Origin of the sequence: Microvirga solisilvae (genome assembly GCF_022808595.1) — a bacterium.
Taxonomy (GTDB): domain Bacteria; phylum Pseudomonadota; class Alphaproteobacteria; order Rhizobiales; family Beijerinckiaceae; genus Microvirga; species Microvirga solisilvae.
In genome coordinates this window covers 442,418-459,652 of record NZ_JAKUCN010000002.1, presented here as the reverse complement: position 1 = coordinate 459,652, position 17,235 = coordinate 442,418, and the positions used below count along the sequence as shown (strand labels likewise).

Sequence of the window (17,235 nt, the reverse complement as noted above, 5' to 3'; positions counted from 1 at the left end):
TCTGGATACGGCGCTGGAGACCCCTCCGGAGCGCCGGGTAAACCTCTTGAAATTTGCCGGAAAAATCGCGCTGGACAGCACGGAAGTAAAGCGACATCTTCGCAGCAGGTTATTCGAAAACGGAATGAACTGGTGCTCCGTCGCGGCTTTCTGCCCAATATCGGCAATCTTCTCGCATTCGAGGCCACGGCCCGGCATGGCAGCGTCTCCCGCGCCGCCGAGGAACTGAACCTCACCCAGAGCGCGGTCTCCCGGCAGATCCAGCAGCTCGAGGATTCGCTTGGCGTCTCCCTCTTCAGCCGCTCCCGCCAGCGCGTAGTGCTGACCGATGTGGGCCGTCTTTATGCCTCGCAGGTCCGCGGCACCCTCTCCGAGCTGTCGGATGCCACCCATCAGGCCATCGCGCTCTCAGGCACCAGCGGGGTCTTGAACCTCGCGACGCTGCCGACCTTCGGCACCCGCTGGCTCATTCCGCGCATTCCGCACTTCATGACCAAGCATCCGGATGCGACGGTGAATTTCGGCGTTCGCCTCGTGCCGTTCGATTTTGCGGCAGAGCCCTTCGATGCGGCGATCCATTTCGGCGAGCCGCATTGGCCCGGCGCGATCTGCGAGCTGCTGCGCCGGGAAGAAGCCGTGCCCGTGTGCAGCCCGGCCTATCACAAGCGTGAAAAGATCAAGGCGCCGGAAGATCTCACCCGCGCCACCCTGCTGCAGCAGAGCACTCGCCCGACGGCCTGGGCGGAATGGTTCTCAATCGTAAATGTGGATGCCGGCAACCCCATGCGCGGCCCGCGCTTCGAGCAATTCGCCATGGTGGCGCAGGCTGCCGCCGCCGATCTCGGCGTCGGCCTCATCCCGCATTTCCTGATCGCGGACGAGCTTGCCTCGGGACGCCTGGAAATTCTCTTTCCCCAAAGCGTCCTGAGCGTCGGCGCCTATTATCTCGTCTATCCCGAACACAAGGCCGAAGCACCGCTGGTGCGCTCCTTCCGCGATTGGATTCTGGACGAGAGCCGTCAGGGATAAACGTGCTTCGTCTTGAGCACGCGCATGCTCAAGGTGAACGCCACCCAGCCACAGAACGCGATGCAGCCGACCATCGACAACGACGTTCCGTTGTAGAGTGCGCTGGTGAGCGCGATCATTACCGCACCCGTGCTGAGCTGCAGCGTGCCCATAAGCGCGGAGGCCGTTCCCGCAATCGGCCCGTGCTCTTCGAGCGCCAGTACCGCTGTCGATGGAATGACGAAGCCGAGGCATCCGAACGAGACGAACAGAAGCCCCCAGAGAATATAGGCATTATCGACACCCAGAAGCGTCAGAACAAACAGCAGGGTCACGAGCGTGACGAAGCCGGAAATGGCCGTGCGTACCAGACGCTCAGCGCCGAAGCGGCGCATGAGGGTGCTGTTGAATTGCGCGCTGCCGATGAAGGCAATCGCGTTCGAGGCGAAGATCATGCTGTATTGCGACGGCGACAATCCATAATGCTCGATGAAGATCACGGAGGAACCTGCAAGATACGCGAAGAAGCTCGCCTGGCTGAAGCCGCCGGTGAAGCTGACGCCGAGGAAGCGGCGATCCTTGAGCAGGTTCTTGTAGGTGGCGAAGGCTTGGCCGATGCCGCGCTTGCCAGCCTCCTCCGGCCGCGTCTCCGGCAGCAGGAAGAACAGCACCGCCATGCCGCCAAGGCCGATGGCTGCGATGGCCCAGAAGATGATGCGCCAGCTGTAGAACGCAGTAAGCATGCTGCCCGCAAGCGGTGCGAGGATAGGCGAGACGCTGAACACCAGCATGGTGGTCGCCATCAGGCGCGCGGCCTCATGGCCTGTATGCAGGTCGCGAATGATCGCCCGGGGAATCACCATGGCCGCGCACGAACCCACACCTTGCAGGAAGCGTAACGCGATGAGCGTCTCCACATTGGGCGCGAAGCTGCAGCCGATGCTGCTCAGGGTGAACAGACCAAGCCCGAAATAAAGCGGCGGCTTGCGTCCGAAACGGTCCGCAAGCGGCCCATAAGCCAACTGACAGATGGCGACTGCCAGGAAGAAGCTCATCAGGCTCATCTGCACCGCGCTGACATCGACCTGAAGCTCGCGGGCAATCGCGGGGAAGGCCGGCAGGTACATGTCGATGGCAAAAGGTCCGATGGCGGACAGCATGCCGAGGACGAGCGCGTTGCGCAGAAAAACGGATCTCATGAAAAAGGCTTTCTTGGCCCCGCCTCTCATGCAGCGGGATTGAGAAAACGTCCGGCGAGGATGTCGGGCGATAAACGTCTGGAGGGGCGACTCAGGTCGGAGGTCGAAGGCCAGCGGCGAAGGTCACAATCTTGCTTTTATGCCCGGCGCGTCGCCCGTCAAGCAGAACTCGCACGCTTTCAGGGACAATAATCCGCTAATCGGCCCATCGCTTACGCTTCATTAACTATGTTTGGCCATGTCTGGTTAAAGATTCACCGGATGTGTCAGCCGCTTGGGAATGAGTCCCTCAGGCCTGTGCATCCCGGCGGCCCTGCAGACCGCCAGAGTTCGCGCTGTTCATGATGCTTTCCCTGTTCCACGACTCCACGGATTCCGGCGCCCCTGCGCCCGGAGCGCGTCGTGCTTCGAAGGTAAAGCTGTCGAAGGCCGCCCGGACGGCGGTTCTGGCCCTCCCCCTGCTGGCCAGCGCCTGCACGACCCGCTCCGAACTGGGCTACGCCACGCTCGCGAACGAGGTTCCGGCCACCCGGGCCATCATCGTGCCGCCGCCCGGTGGGCCCTCCATCGTGGCGGTCCTGCAGCGCAACTTCCAGAACGGCGTCTCCCAGGAGATCGCCCTGTCGACGGCTTCCCTGACCCCAGGCCAGAACGCCTTTTATGTGAGCCTCGCTACGGGCAGCACGCCGCAATCGGAGATCGACGACGTTCTGAGCCTCCCGCCCCTGGCCCAGGACCGGCTCCAGAAGGAGATGGACGAGCGTCTGCCCGGTATCGAGATGCTGACGTCCCTCGTCTACGTGCAGAATAAATACGGCCCCTTCGGCTTCGCCACCGGCCGCTCCGCCAGCGGAGACGTATGCCTTTACGCCTGGCAGCGCATCGAGCCCAACGAGCCGGCCGTCTTCGTGCCAGGGGGGACGATCTCGGTCCGCCTGCGCCTATGCGATGCCGCCGCCACGCAGGAGCAGCTCCTGCGCAGCATGTATGGCTTCACCATCTCGGCCTATTACATGTCGGGATCCTGGAATCCCTATGGTTCCCCGCCTCCCGTTCCGGCCCAGCTTGGAGCCATCGACGCCCCCATCTATCCGCTCGGCATGAACGGCACTGCCGGCACGAGTGTCGTGCGCGAGCGTCGAATCAGGGTGGAAAGCACGCCGGCCTCCGGCTTGGTCGATAAGGATACCGTCCTGCCGTCGTCGCCCCGACCGGCTGCGCCCGCCCCGCAGGCACCTGCCGCTTCGCCGGAAACCGGGTATCCCGTGGTGCCCCCACCATCAACTTCTCAGTAAAATCAAAAGATTTTCTCCAGATATTAAATAACATTACATCAGATTATATTTACTAGCGCGACAAAAAACCCCTCAGTCGCAGCATCAATATTATATGCAACTTGATAGACCTTTAGCGGTTCTTAGAATATGCGTGAGTTTTAGCGCATAACAAACTTGACCGAGAACACTAGACGATGCGTAGGGGTGCACTCGTAGCCTTGTGGGCTGTCGCAGCGACGCTCGTCGTTCTGCTGGTCGCCCTTCCCATCAGCCTTCAGACCCACCTCGTGGCCGGCCTCGTGGTCGTGGCCTGCATGATTGTGCTGAAGTTCTTCCGCGCCCAAGGGGCTTGGCGGGTCATCGCGCTGTCGCTCGGCACGGCGATCGTCCTGCGCTACGTCTTCTGGCGCACCACCAGCACCATTCCGCCCATCACGGAAGTCGCAAACTTTATTCCAGCGATCATGCTCTACGTTGCCGAGATGTACAGCGTGATGATGCTGTTCTTGAGCTTGTTCGTGGTGTCGAGCCCCCTGCCCTCACGCAAGTCGCCGCAGATCGATCCGCAAAACCTTCCGACCGTCGATGTCTTCGTTCCGAGCTACAACGAGGAGACAAGCCTTCTGGCCACGACGCTTGCCGCCGCGAAGGCGATGACCTATCCGCAGGATAAGTTCACGGTCTGGTTGCTCGACGATGGAGGAACGGACGAGAAATGCGGATCTCCCAATCCGCAAATCGCAGAACCAGCCCGCGCACGCCGCGCCGAGCTTCAGGAGCTCTGCGCGGCTCTTGGTGTCAGATACCTCACACGCGCTCAGAACCTCTATGCCAAGGCCGGCAACCTCAATAACGGCCTCGAGCATTCCACCGGCGATCTCGTGGCCGTGTTCGATGCGGACCACGCCCCGGCGCGCAGCTTCCTGGATGAGACTGTCGGTTTCTTCACCAAGGACAAGAACCTGTTTCTCGTCCAGACGCCGCATTTCTTCCTCAATCCAGATCCGCTGGAGCGGAATCTGGGCACGTTCCACACCATGCCGTCGGAGAACGAGATGTTCTACGGCGTCATCCAGCGCGGTCTCGACAAATGGGATGCGGCCTTCTTCTGCGGCTCCGCCGCCGTTCTTCGCCGTGAAGCCCTGCAGGAGACCAATGGCTTCAGCGGCCTGAGCATCACGGAGGATTGCGAAACGGCGCTCGAGCTTCACTCCCGCGGCTGGAGCAGCGTGTATGTGGACAGGCCGCTGATCGCAGGCCTGCAGCCGGACACATTCGCGAGCTTCATCGGCCAACGCTCCCGCTGGGCGCAAGGCATGATGCAGATCATGCGCTTCAGCTTCCCGCCCCTCAAGCGCGGGCTCAAGCTCTCACAACGCTTTGCCTATACGTCGAGCACGCTGTTCTGGCTGTTCCCGTTCTCGCGCTTCGCCTTCCTTTTGTCGCCGCTCTGCTATCTTTTCTTCTCGCTCTAGATCTTCACCGCATCGGGTGGCGAGTTCCTCGCTTATACGTTCACCTACATGATGGTGAACTTCATGATGCAGAATTATCTCTATGGCCGTTACCGCTGGCCATGGATATCGGATCTCTACGAGTACATTCAGACGATCTACCTTCTGCCCGCCATTCTGTCGGTCATCGCTAATCCGAAGAAGCCGACCTTCAAGGTCACCTCCAAGGGCGGGTCCATGCACGAGAGCCGCGTGTCGGAACTCGGCACGCCCTATTTCATCATCTTCGGCATTCTGCTTCTCGGTGTCATCGCCACGGGCATTCGAGTCTGGCTCGAACCCTACAAGGCCGACCTGACCCTTGTGACAGGTGCATGGAATCTGCTCAATCTGGTTATCGCGGGCTGCGCCCTCGGCGTCGTATCCGAGCGCGCCTCTCGGCGCCTGAGCCACCGCGTCCGCATGGACCGTCCGTGCCGCTTCGTGATGGGCGACGACATCATCGAAGCCTCCATGCGCGACATCTCGGTCGGCGGCGCACGCCTGCACGTATCGCCGTCCAACGAAGCCAAACTTAAGAAAGGCGCGATGGGCATTCTGGAATTCATGCCTCATGCGGATCTGCCCATGCAGAAGATGCCGGTGGAGATCCGCAAAGTCGGCATGGACGACAAGGGCCTGCTGCTGGGTTGTCGCTTCCTGATCGACAGCCCTGAACATCACAGCCTCGTGGCCGATCTCGTTTTCGCGGATGCGGACCAGTGGACGAAATTCCAGAAGCGCCGCCATCAGGATATCGGCGTGCTGCGCGGGACGCTCTGGTTCTTCATGGTCTCCCTCTATCAAACAGGACGTGGCCTTTCCTATTTCCTCGGCCTGCAGCGGATCGGCATGTCGAAGCCGACCGTTCCCAATGTCGCATCGGCCGTAAAGTAGGGGATCGCCGTGAGAACCGTTCTCTTCCCCCTCCTCATCGCCTTCGAAATGCTGGGACTGCGCATGGCGGCGGCGCAGCCTGCCCCCTTCAACATGGGCACCAGCCCGTCCGCGCCGCCGGCCGCTACGCCTGCACAACCTCCCGCACGGCAGGATGCTCCACCTACTGCTTTCGATCTGCGCGGCCCATCTCCCGCCACGCGCCCCACACCCGCACCTGCGCCGAGCGCTCAGGAAGCCGCGCCTTCGACAAACAGCGCCAGTCCGTTCCAGATGTCTCCCGGCACGCCGGGCGGTACTCCGGCGCGCCCTGCGCCCAAACCTGTCGTGACGTCCGCTCCGGTTCGCCCTGCTGCCCTGCGCATCGAGCGCCCGATCCTGCCGTTCGAGACGGTGCGGCTGGAAGGCGAGACGGATTCACGCTCCTGGACGTTTCATCTGACGCAGGATGAAGCATCGAGCGGCGCTTCCATTTCCGTCGGCTACAAGAACGCCGTCGTGGTGATGCCCGAGGCGTCGCGCCTGAGGATCGTGATCAACGGCGAAACCGTCATCGATACGACCATTCAGTCGCCCGAAGACATCAAGCGTGTGAACGCCTCCATCCGCCCCGGTCTATTGCGTGCAGGATCGAACTTCATCCGCATGGAAGCATTCCAGCGCCACCGGACGGATTGCACCATCAACGCCACCTACGAGCTCTGGACGGATGTGGATTCAGCCTCCACCAAGCTCGTTTTCGCCGAAGGCGCGACCAAGACCCTGCGCAGCCTCGAAGACCTTCCCGCCATCGGCGTCGATACGACAGGCGCAACGACGATCCGCGTGGTCGCGCCCAAGGTCTACCGTCCGGAAATTCGCGATCGTCTGTTGCGTCTCGTGCAGCTGATTGCCCTGCGCGGTCGTTATGCGCGGCCTGTGATCCAGGTGGTCGAGTCGGATCCGGGTCCCTCCTCTGCCGGAACGATCAAGGTGGTGATGGGACTTGCCGGCGAGTTGCGCGGCCTGTTGCCCGGCGTGCCTGATTCCGCCTTGTCCCAGCCCCTGACCATGATGATGCAGGAGGCAGGCTCCGTCGGCTCGACCCTCGTCGTCACAGGCCCAAGCTGGAATGATCTGGATGCCGCTATCGCCCTGATCGGCACGCAGGCCGTGAACACTGCCAATATGCAGAGCGGCGTGGTCGATACGGCGTCATGGCATTGGCCCGAAGTAACGACGGCATTCGGCGAGCGCTCGTTCCGCTTCGCGGATCTCGGCATCGCCACGCAGGAATTTTCCGGTCGCCGCCTGAAGACCCAATTCCTCCTGAACCTGCCGCCTGATTTCTACGCCACGGAATACGGCGAGGCACTACTCTATATCGATGCCGCCTATACATCCGCCGTGAAGCCTGGAAGCCACTTCGACATCTTCGTCAACGGCAAGATCAGCACGCAGCTCGTCATCACCGCGCAGGGCGATATCGTGAAGCGCCACACGATCAGGCTGCCTCTGAAGAACTTCAAATCGGGCCTCAACACCGTCACGCTCGAAGTAGGCTTGCTCACCGATGCGGATGACCGCTGCGCGCCGGGCGAGACCTTGTCGGAGGCCAATCGTTTCGTGATGTTCGATACGAGCAGCCTCGAGTTCCCGGATTTCGGGCGCATCGGGCGCGAGCCCGATCTCGGTGTGCTGAGCGCCGGGCATTTTCCGAACGATGACGATGTGCCGGCGACGGTGGTTCTGGGCCGGCCCGATCCGCTCAACATCTCCGCAGCAGGCACGCTCCTCGCCCGCATGTCCCGCAGCGTCGGAAGACCCGTGCGCGCGGCTTTCTCGACCGCTGCGTCAGCCGAGGATGAATCCGTTCTCTTCATCGGCGCCGTGGAGCAGATCCCGCCCGGCTTCCTGAATCGCGTCAGGGTTTCCGAGCATCTGCGCATGGTCTGGCCCGCGACCCCGCTTCAGCCGGCCAATCCGTCGCAGCAGGTCGCGAGCACGGACTTCACCATGAATGTGAAGCAGAATGCGACGGATCTCAGCGGCACCGCCTCCACGGACGAGGTGCGCAGGCGCTGGTCGGAATCGTTCCGGCGGCAAGGCGTGATCCAGCAGACATTCGGTGCCTTGCAGGATTGGGTCGAGAACACGTTCAGCCTCTCGGTCGGTTCCCTCTCGCTGAAGAAGCGCATCGACACTCCCTACGAGCCTCCGCAACGCTCCACGCTTCTCATCGCGCAGAACAGAACCCCCGAAGCGGGAGTCTGGACGCTCGTGACGGCCCGCACGGAAGAAGCCCTTGCCGAGGAAATGGCGCGCATGGCGGACCCGCTCCTGTGGTCGAACGTATCGGGCCGCGCCGCTGCCCTCGACCCGCGCGAGTCCAGGCTGCAGGTCGAGCCGATCCAGGATTACGACTTCGTCCAGACGCAGCCCTTCTCGCTGTTCAATCTGCGCCTCGTCGCCGCGAACTGGATGTCGGCCAATATCCTCCAATATGCTCTTCTGCTGGTGGCGTTCTGCCTGTTCCTCGGAACGGGAACCTATCTGCTGCTGAAGCGCCTGGGCCGTCCATCTTAGGACTCTTGCATAAGGACTTTTGCATGAGGATGGTTATGCAGCGCGTTGTGTCGACGATCTGGCTTGTCGCCGGACTTCTCGTGGCTGCCGCTCCCATGTCTCTTGCTCAGAATCTCTCCGTGCAGCCTCTGACCGTGATCGGCACTCTTCCCGCCGCCGATTGGGAGGCCTATCGCTCCCGCTTCGTCGAGGATAACGGGCGCGTGGTCGACAACGCCAACGGCAACATCAGCCACAGCGAGGGGCAGGGCTACGGCCTTCTCCTGTCGCTCGCCGCCGACGACCGCGTCACCTTCGAGAAGATCTGGAGCTTCACCTTCACGGAACTCCTGATCCGCGACGACGGTCTCGTCTCGTGGAAATGGGATCCGGCCGCCAAGCCCCATGTCACGGATCGCAACAACGCGACGGACGGCGACATCCTCATCGCTTATGCCTTGGCGAAGGCGGGAGAGGCCTGGAAGGATCAGCGCTACACGGATGCTGCGCGCAAGCTTGCCAAGGCCATCGGCAAGAGCACGCTCGGACGCGAGGGAAGCGCGATCTTTCTCCTGCCCGGCGCCCAAGGCTTCGCCGCGGGCGAGCGCGCGGATGGCCCGGTGATCAATCTCTCCTACTGGGTGTTCGAGGCCTTTCCCGCTCTGGCGAGCCTCGCCCCGGAATACGAGTGGAACCGTGTTTGGCGCGAGGGCGTGACCCTTCTCCAGCAGGCCACCTCCAGCCGCGTGCGCCTGCCCGCCGACTGGATCTCGATCCAGAGCCGCATGCAGACCAAGCCCGCCGAAGGCTTCCCCCCCGAATTTGGTTACAACTCGTTAAGGATACCCCTTTACCTTCTCAGGGCAGGAATGACCGATTTGGAGTGGTTGCGCGCGCTTAAAGTACGCTGGTCTGCCGAGAACGAGGGAATTGCCGTCGTCAATGTCGTCACCGGACAGGTCCGGGAGCGCCTGGACGACAAGGGCTATGCCATCATCTCTGCGGCCCTGGCCTGCACGCTGGATGGAACACCCGTTCCCGAAGCACTGAAGACGTTCGAACCGCAGCTCTATTATCCGTCGACCCTGTATCTGATGACGAAGTCCTGGCTCGGTGAAAAACATCCGCAATGCGTCTAGCTAGCAGCGCCATATCGATTGCGGTCCTCGTGCTGGGCTTCGCGGCAATCGCACAGCAGGTGGGGCCCGGCGCCAACCAGCCTCCCGCTGCGCCTTCGTCTGCCACACCTCCCAACGGCCAGCAGCCCCAGGTCGATGAATCCGCTCTTCGCTATTTCGCTTCCCAGGGCGATACGCGCCGCGTGAATGCAGAGATTGCCCGCCTGCGCGCACTCTATCCCAATTGGACGCCGCCAAGCGATCTCTCGCAGCTCTCGTCAGGCCCGACGGTTCCCGTCGATCCGCTGATCGACCGCCTGTGGAATCTCTACAAGGAAGACCGCATCGCGGAGGTGCGCGCCGCCATCGCCGAACGCCAGACCTCCGATCCGAACTGGAAGCCGCCAGCGGAACTGACAACGGCTCTCGAGAGCACGGAGGCGCGCCGCCGCCTCGTCAATGCATCCGATTCCGGCCAGTGGCGCACCGTTCTCTCGGTGGCGACCGACAACCCGAACCTTCTGACCTGCGTGAACGTGGACGTGCTCTGGCGCGTCGCCGAAGCTTTTGCCAAGACGGAGCAGACGAACCGCACGCGCGACGTCTACACTTATCTCCTCACCAATTGCGCCAATCCGGGCGAGCGTCTGGCGACCTTGCAGAAGGCGCTCTCGCTTCTTCCGGAAAATCAGGTGACCGATCTGCTTCAGTTCGAGCGCAAGACCGGTGATGAGCCCGACAATTTCGACTCCATCCGCGAAGAGCTTGCGCGCCGCCGCGTGGAGCGTGCTTCGAACGACAGCACCATGACTGCATCGGCAGAAGATCTTGCCGTGGTCGAGCGGCTCATGCGCAACTCGAACGATGCCGGTCCCGTCCTGGTTCTCGGCTGGTACAATTTCCACCACGGCAATCCCGCGCGCGCTCTCGAATTGTTCAAGACCGCCCTCGACCGCAACGGCGGCAACAAGGCCGCCGAAGGCTATGCCATGTCCTTGCGCGCGCTCGAACGCCTGCAGGAGGCCGAGACCTTCGCCTATGACTGGCGCGACAAAGCGCCGGAAAACACGAAGGTCTATCTCGACATAGCGACCGCCCTGCTGTCGCAGGATCCGCCGCCGCGCCTGGAATCCCGCATCGTCGCGCGTATCGTGCCTGTAGTCACGAGCCAGCGCTTCGCAGATGGCGCTCAGGCGCTCGGCTGGTACTCGTACAATACAAGCCAGTTCGCCACGTCGCGGGACTGGTTCCGCCAGGCGCTCGCCTGGAAAGCCGATGACGAGCCTTCCGCCTATGGCCTCGCCCTGTCGACCCAGCGCCTGAACGACCGCGCCGGCTTCAACGCCATCGTCACGCAATGGCGCAACCGCTCGGAGCGCATCGCCGATCTCGCCGCCGGGACCACGCCGACCCGAGGTGCGCAGCAGCGTGTGACGTCCGCTCAGACAATGCGCTCGGTTCCTGTTTCCAACGAGCCGTCTCGCGTGGTTGTCGAGCAGCGCGATATGCAGATAGCGCCTGCCATGCGCACCACAACCGTCGAAACCCGCACGAGCGGACGACGCAGCTGCATCATGACCCGCAGCGCTGAGGGCCTTGCTCCCGATGCCGCGCTCAATCTCGGCTGGTGCCTGATGGAGGCAAACCGCCCCCTTGAGGCCGTCGGTGCCTTCGATCAGGCGATCCGCCTCGGCAGCGGACGCACGCGGGAAGAGGCGGCCTACGGCAAGTCTCTCGCTTACCTGCGCAAGAACATGACGTCGGAAGCGGCCGTGGCTGCAGCCCAGACTCCGCAGAATGGTCAGCGCCGCGTGGAACTCGGCGCGTCCATTCTCGCGCAGCGCGCCCTCGCCGCTTATCGCGACGGACGTTACGTCGAGACGCTGCTTGCCTTGAGCGAGCGCTCGCGGATCGTTCCCGAGCAGAACGACCTGATGCTCATTCGCGGCTGGTCCTATTATAAGCTTGGTCGCTACAATGATGCCGAGAAAGTTTTCCGGGCCGTTCAGCGCACCGGCTATTCGGACGAAGCCAGCGTCGGCCTGAACGCTGTGCTCGAGGCCACCACCTCGGTTCGCCAATAGCGCTCCGACCCTAACGGCACCGACGCAACCCGCGTATTCTTCGACTAAAGTTTAAGACGCTGCTGGGATTCGCCAAACTTCGTTTCGCGCCGCTGTGGATGAAGCTGGCCATCGCTCATCCGAATCCCGCAAAATCGCGAAAACTTGAAACGGCCGCGTTTCTGAAAAACCGCGCAGAAACGACAGAAAATGGTAAATTTCTTGCAAAAATTAGCCAAGGTTGCCGGGACAGATTGACTTTATCGGGGCTTCGCACCTTAACTTCGTCACAGAACGGCCATGTAGGCCGTCTCAGAGGACCTAGATAAATGAAGAAATCAGCCCTTTTCGCAGCCATCTGCGTTCCGGCTTTCCTGGCCGCCGCCCCGCTGGCCGCCAAAACCCTCGTGTACTGCTCTGAAGGCAGCCCCGAGAACTTCTATCCCGGCATCAACACCACCGGCACTTCGTTCGACGTGAACGAGCATATCTACGACAACATCGTCGACTTCGAACGCGGCGGCACGAAGGTTGTCCCCGGTCTTGCCGAGAAGTGGGACATCTCTGCTGACGGCACGGTCTACACCTTCCACCTCCGCAAGAACGCGAAGTTCCATTCCAACAAGAACTTCAAGCCGACCCGCAACCTGAACGCCGACGACATCGTGTTCATGTTCGAGCGTCAGTGGAAGGAAGAGAATCCTTACTTCAAGGTCACGAGCCCGAACCACTCCTACTTCACCGATATGGGCATGCCCAAGCTGCTGAAGTCGGTCGAGAAGGTTGACGACTACACCGTCAAGATCACGCTCAATCAGCCGGAAGCTCCGTTCCTGTCGAACCTCGCCATGCAGTGGGCTGGCGTTCAGTCGAAGGAATATGCCGACGCCATGCTGAAGGCCGGCACGCCAGAGAAGATCGACCAAGATCCGATCGGCTCGGGCCCCTTCACGCTGGTCAACTACCAGAAGGACGCCATCGTCCGCTTCAAGGCCTTCCCCGAATATTGGGGCGGCAAGGCGAAGATCGACGATCTCGTTTTCGCCATCACCCCTGACGCTTCCGTCCGCTGGGCCAAGCTCCAGAAGGGCGAGTGCCATGTGATGCCATATCCGAATCCGGCTGACCTCGAGGCCATCAAGAAGGACTCGAACGTCACGCTCATGGACCAGCCCGGCCTGAACATCGGCTACCTGGCCTACAACACCACGAAGAAGCCCTTCGACGACGTGCGCGTCCGCAAGGCGCTCAACATGGCCATCAATAAGAAGGCCCTCGTCCAGGCGATCTATCTCGACTCGGGCGTCCCGGCCACCAACCCGATCCCGCCCGCTCAGTGGTCGTACAACAAGTCCATCAAGGACGACGAGTACAACCCGGAAGCCGCCAAGAAGCTTCTCGCTGAGGCTGGCTTCGCGAACGGCTTCGAGACCGACCTGTGGTCCCTCCCCGTCCAGCGCCCGTACAACCCGAACGGCAAGCGTATGGCCGAGCTGATGCAGGCCGACCTCGCCAAGATCGGCGTGAAGGCTGAGATCAAGTCCTACGAGTGGGGCGAGTATCGCAAGCGCGCTCAGGCCGGTGAGCACCAGATGGCGCAGCTCGGCTGGACCGGCGACAACGGCGACCCGGACAACTTCCTGCACACCCTGCTCGGCTGCGCCTCGGCGCAGAGCGCTTCGGGTTCGAACATCGCGAAGTGGTGCTACAAGCCCTACGACGATCTCGTCACCAAGGCGAAGGTCGTGACGAACCAGGCTGAGCGTACCAAGCTCTACGAGCAGGCTCAGGTGATCTTCAAGGAGCAGGCTCCTTGGTTCACGATCGCTCACGCCGTTCAGCTGAAGCCGGTCCGCAAGGAAGTCGTCGACTTCAAGCTCTCGCCCTTCGGTCGCCACACCTTCTACGGTGTTGACATTAAGGGTAAGTAAGGCTTTTCCATTGGCCTCCGGCGGAGCAGCTTTCCGGCTGCTCCGCCTTTTTCCGTTTTATAAGACATGATCCGCTTCATTCTGACCCGTCTGAGCCTCCTCATTCCGACCTTCATCGGAATCACGCTGGCTGCCTTCTTCCTGATCCGGCTCGTTCCCGGCGACCCAATTGAAACCATGGCCGGCGAACGCGGCATCGATCCCGCGCGTCACGAGCAGCTCAAGAAAGATTTCGGTTTGGACCGGCCGCTGCTGGTTCAATACGGAATCTATATCGGCCGCGTGCTGCAAGGCGACCTCGGCAAGTCGGTCGTCACGCGAGAATCCGTGTTGACCGAATTCCAGACCCTGTTCCCGGCAACGGTCGAACTAGGCATCTGCGCCATTCTGTTTGCTCTGATTCTCGGCATTCCGGCGGGCATCCTGGCGGCGGTACGGCGAAATTCGATCTTCGATCACGGTGTGATGGGTTTATCCCTGACCGGATATTCCATGCCCATTTTCTGGTGGGGCCTGATCCTTATCCTGCTGTTTTCCGTTCAGCTCGGTTTGACACCGGTTTCGGGCCGCATCGACGTTCTCTATTACATCGAGCCGGTAACAGGCTTTCTCCTGATCGACTCGCTCTTCTCGGATGATGAGGGCGCCTTCCTGTCGGCTCTCGAGCACCTGATCCTACCGACCATCGTGCTCGGCACCGTGCCCCTTGCGGTCATTGCCCGCATGACGCGCTCGGCCATGCTCGAAGTTCTGGGCGAGGACTACATCCGCACGGCGAAAGCCAAGGGTCTTTCGCGATTCCGCATCATTGCCCTGCATGCCCTGCGCAACGCCATGATCCCGGTCGTGACCGTGATCGGCCTGCAGATCGGCGTGCTCTTCACCGGCGCCATCCTGACCGAGACGATTTTCTCCTGGCCCGGCATCGGCAAATGGCTGATCGAAGCGATCTTCCGCCGTGACTATCCCGTTCTTCAGGGAGGCATTCTGCTCGTCGGCGCCATCGTCATGAGCGTGAATCTCATCGTCGACCTGACTTACGGCCTCATCAATCCGCGCATTAGGCATACGCGATGACCACTGAAACCATGGAAGCTCCGGCCGTCGCCGCACCGACGGCTACCCCTCCCCATCCCTTGCGCGAGTTTTGGGGCTATTTCAGCGCCAATCACGGTGCCGTCGCCGGCCTCTTCGTGATCCTCTTCGTGGTGCTGCTCGCCATCTTCGCGGATGTCGTGGCCCCTCACTCGCCTTACATCACCGACACCACGATCGCCCTGAAGCCTCCGTTCTGGCAGGAGGGCGGCTCGATCTCCTATCCGCTCGGAACGGATCCGATCGGTCGCGACATGCTCTCGCGTCTCATCTACGGCGCACGTCTGTCGCTTCTGATCGGCATCATGGTCGTGACGGTCTCGATCCTCGTCGGCACGGTTCTCGGCCTTGTCGCCGGTTATGTGCGCGGCGTGACCGAAATCGCGATCATGCGCGTGATGGACATCATCCTCACCCTGCCGAGCCTTCTGCTCGCCATCGTGATCGTGGCGATCCTCGGCCCTGGCCTCATCAACTCGATGACGGCCGTGGCGCTGGTGATCCTGCCGCATTACGTGCGCCTTGCACGTGCGGCCGTCATCACCGAGGTCTCGAAGGATTACGTCATGGCGGCCCGCGTCAGCGGCGCCGGTCCCTTGCGCCTGATGTTCAAGGAAGTGCTGCCGAACTGCACCGCACCCCTGATCGTGCAGGCCTCGCTCGGCATCTCCACCGCGATCCTTGATGCTGCGGCACTCGGCTTCCTCGGCCTCGGCGCACAGCCGCCGGCTCCCGAATGGGGCACCATGCTCGCCGATGCGCGCGAGTTCGTGCTCCGCGCCTGGTGGGTCGTGACCTTCCCCGGTCTTGCGATCCTCATCACGGTGCTGGCCTTCAACCTTCTGGGCGACGGCCTTCGCGACGCGCTCGATCCCAAGCTGAAGAGGTCCTGATCATGGCACTTCTTGAAATCGAGAATCTCGTCGTCGAATTCCAAACCACCACCGGCATGTTCCGTGCCGTCGATGGCGTGTCGCTGAAAGTCGACCAGCGCGAGGTGCTGGCCATCGTCGGTGAATCCGGCTCGGGCAAGTCCGTGTCGATGCTCGCCGTGATGGGTCTTCTGCCGTGGACCGCGAAGGTCACCGCCGACAAGATGACCTTCAACGGCCGCGATCTTCTGACCCTGTCCGATGCCGAGCGTCGCAAGATCGTCGGCAAGGACATCGCGATGATCTTCCAGGAGCCCATCGCCAGCCTCAATCCGTGCTACACGGTTGGCTTCCAGATCGAGGAAGTGCTGCGCTTCCACCTCGGTCTCGGCCGCAAGGAGCGGCGCGCCCGCGCCATTGAGCTTCTGACGGCTGTCGGCATCCCCAATCCCGCCGAGCGCCTGGACTCGTTCCCGCATCAGATGTCCGGCGGCCAATGCCAGCGCGTGATGATCGCCATGGCCATCGCCTGCAACCCGAAGCTCCTGATCGCCGACGAGCCGACCACGGCGCTCGACGTGACGATCCAGAAGCAGATCCTCGACCTTCTCGTGAAGCTTCAGGCCGAGCACGGGATGGGCATGATCATGATCACCCACAACATGGGTGTGGTCGCAGAGACTGCCGACCGTGTCGTGGTTCAGTATAAGGGCCGCAAGATGGAAGAGGCCGACGTTCTGTCGCTGTTCGAAAACCCGCGCAGCAACTACACGAAGGCCCTTCTCGCCGCGTTGCCCGACAACGCCACAGGCGACCGCCTGCCCACCATCGCCGATTATTTCAAGGACGGAAGCGAGATCGCCGGAGCGGCCGTATCATGAGTGTTGTTCTCGAAGCCAAAAACATCGTCCGGGATTACCAACTGCCCGGCGGCCTCTTCTCCAAGGGCGGCGTCGTCCATGCCGTCAAGGGCGTGAGCTTCTCGGTCGAGAAGGGCAAGACCTTGGCAATCGTCGGCGAGAGCGGCTGCGGCAAGTCCACGCTTGCGCGCATTCTCACGCTGATCGATCCCGCCACGTCCGGCGATCTCTTCATCAAGGGCAAGAAGGTCGACATCACCAAGGGTGACCTGACGAAGGATCTGCGCCGCGAAGTGCAGATCGTCTTCCAGAACCCCTATGGCTCGCTCAATCCGCGCCAGAAGATCGGCGACGTGCTGACCGCGCCGCTGGTGATTCAAGGCAACGTTCCGGCCGACGAGCGCCGCGAACGCGCCATGATGATGCTGAAGAAGGTCGGCCTCGGCGAGGAGCATTATAACCGCTACCCGCACATGTTCTCCGGCGGCCAGCGCCAGCGTATCGCGATTGCCCGTGCGCTGATGCTCAACCCGAGCCTGCTCGTTCTCGACGAGCCGGTTTCCGCACTCGACCTCTCGGTCCAGGCTCAAGTGCTGAACCTGCTCGCCGACCTGCAGGACGAGTTCAACCTCACCTACGTCTTCATCAGCCACGACCTCTCGGTGGTGCGCTACATCGCCGACGAGGTGATGGTGATGTATTTCGGCGAGGCGGTGGAATACGGTACGCGGGAAGCGGTGTTCGCTGATCCGAAGCACGACTACACCAAGACGCTGTTTGCGGCGACGCCCAAGGCAGACCCTGCGAGCATTCGCGCCCGACTGGCGCGCAAGAACGCAGCCTAAAAGCCTTTCAAGCAGTCATCCCGGGGCTGCGCA

The 17,235-nt window shown here is 61.9% G+C and carries 11 protein-coding genes and 1 pseudogene; 11 read left to right on the top strand and 1 reads right to left on the bottom strand.

The annotated features are described in order from the left end of the window. Positions 1 to 132 precede the first annotated feature (132 nt). Positions 133 to 1,029, top strand: a complete 897-nt coding sequence (locus MJ639_RS06765; protein WP_243369545.1) for a LysR family transcriptional regulator — start codon at positions 133 to 135, stop codon at positions 1,027 to 1,029. On the opposite strand, the gene MJ639_RS06760 is transcribed toward MJ639_RS06765, so the two are convergent. Further along, positions 1,020 to 2,207 (bottom strand): multidrug effflux MFS transporter, encoded by a 1,188-nt coding sequence (locus MJ639_RS06760; RefSeq protein WP_243369543.1) that lies wholly within the window; start codon positions 2,205 to 2,207, stop codon positions 1,020 to 1,022. The two genes, MJ639_RS06765 and MJ639_RS06760, sit on opposite strands and share 10 nt — an antisense overlap. 341 nt (positions 2,208 to 2,548) lie before the next feature. Here MJ639_RS06760 and bcsN point away from each other — a divergent pair, with 341 nt between their 5' ends. From bcsN to MJ639_RS06710, 10 genes and pseudogenes are all read left to right on the top strand, one after another. Next, positions 2,549 to 3,502: a cellulose biosynthesis protein BcsN gene (gene bcsN, locus MJ639_RS06755; RefSeq protein WP_243369541.1), complete on the top strand. Its 954-nt coding sequence runs from the start codon at positions 2,549 to 2,551 to the stop codon at positions 3,500 to 3,502. Positions 3,503 to 3,678: 176 nt separating this feature from the next. After that, positions 3,679 to 5,874: pseudogene (gene bcsA / locus MJ639_RS06750) on the top strand (UDP-forming cellulose synthase catalytic subunit). A 9-nt stretch (positions 5,875 to 5,883) separates the two neighbouring features. Beyond that, on the top strand, positions 5,884 to 8,439 hold the full coding sequence (locus tag MJ639_RS06745; RefSeq protein WP_243369539.1) for a cellulose biosynthesis cyclic di-GMP-binding regulatory protein BcsB: 2,556 nt from the start codon (positions 5,884 to 5,886) through the stop codon (positions 8,437 to 8,439). Positions 8,440 to 8,474: 35 nt separating this feature from the next. Further along, entirely contained in the window at positions 8,475 to 9,557 is a 1,083-nt protein-coding gene (locus MJ639_RS06740; protein WP_243369537.1) for a family 8 glycosyl hydrolase, read from the top strand. Continuing rightward, positions 9,548 to 11,620, top strand: a complete 2,073-nt coding sequence (locus MJ639_RS06735) for a tetratricopeptide repeat protein (protein ID WP_243369535.1) — start codon at positions 9,548 to 9,550, stop codon at positions 11,618 to 11,620. The genes MJ639_RS06740 and MJ639_RS06735 overlap by 10 nt, the downstream gene beginning before the upstream one ends. Positions 11,621 to 11,928: 308 nt before the next feature. Beyond that, positions 11,929 to 13,530, top strand: coding sequence for an ABC transporter substrate-binding protein (locus tag MJ639_RS06730; protein WP_243369533.1), 1,602 nt, complete (start codon positions 11,929 to 11,931; stop codon positions 13,528 to 13,530). Between the two features lie 66 nt (positions 13,531 to 13,596). Next, positions 13,597 to 14,607 carry an ABC transporter permease subunit gene (locus MJ639_RS06725; RefSeq protein ID WP_243369532.1) on the top strand — a complete coding sequence of 337 codons (1,011 nt, stop codon included), beginning with the start codon at positions 13,597 to 13,599 and terminating at the stop codon, positions 14,605 to 14,607. Next, complete coding sequence (locus MJ639_RS06720; RefSeq protein WP_243369531.1) at positions 14,604 to 15,518, top strand: ABC transporter permease subunit; 915 nt, start codon at positions 14,604 to 14,606, stop codon at positions 15,516 to 15,518. The genes MJ639_RS06725 and MJ639_RS06720 overlap by 4 nt, the downstream gene beginning before the upstream one ends. A gap of 2 nt (positions 15,519 to 15,520) precedes the next feature. Then, on the top strand, positions 15,521 to 16,378 hold the full coding sequence (locus tag MJ639_RS06715; protein WP_243369530.1) for an ABC transporter ATP-binding protein: 858 nt from the start codon (positions 15,521 to 15,523) through the stop codon (positions 16,376 to 16,378). Further along, positions 16,375 to 17,202: an ABC transporter ATP-binding protein gene (locus MJ639_RS06710; RefSeq protein WP_243369529.1), complete on the top strand. Its 828-nt coding sequence runs from the start codon at positions 16,375 to 16,377 to the stop codon at positions 17,200 to 17,202. Before MJ639_RS06715 ends, MJ639_RS06710 begins: the two co-directional genes overlap by 4 nt. Positions 17,203 to 17,235: the final 33 nt, after the last annotated feature.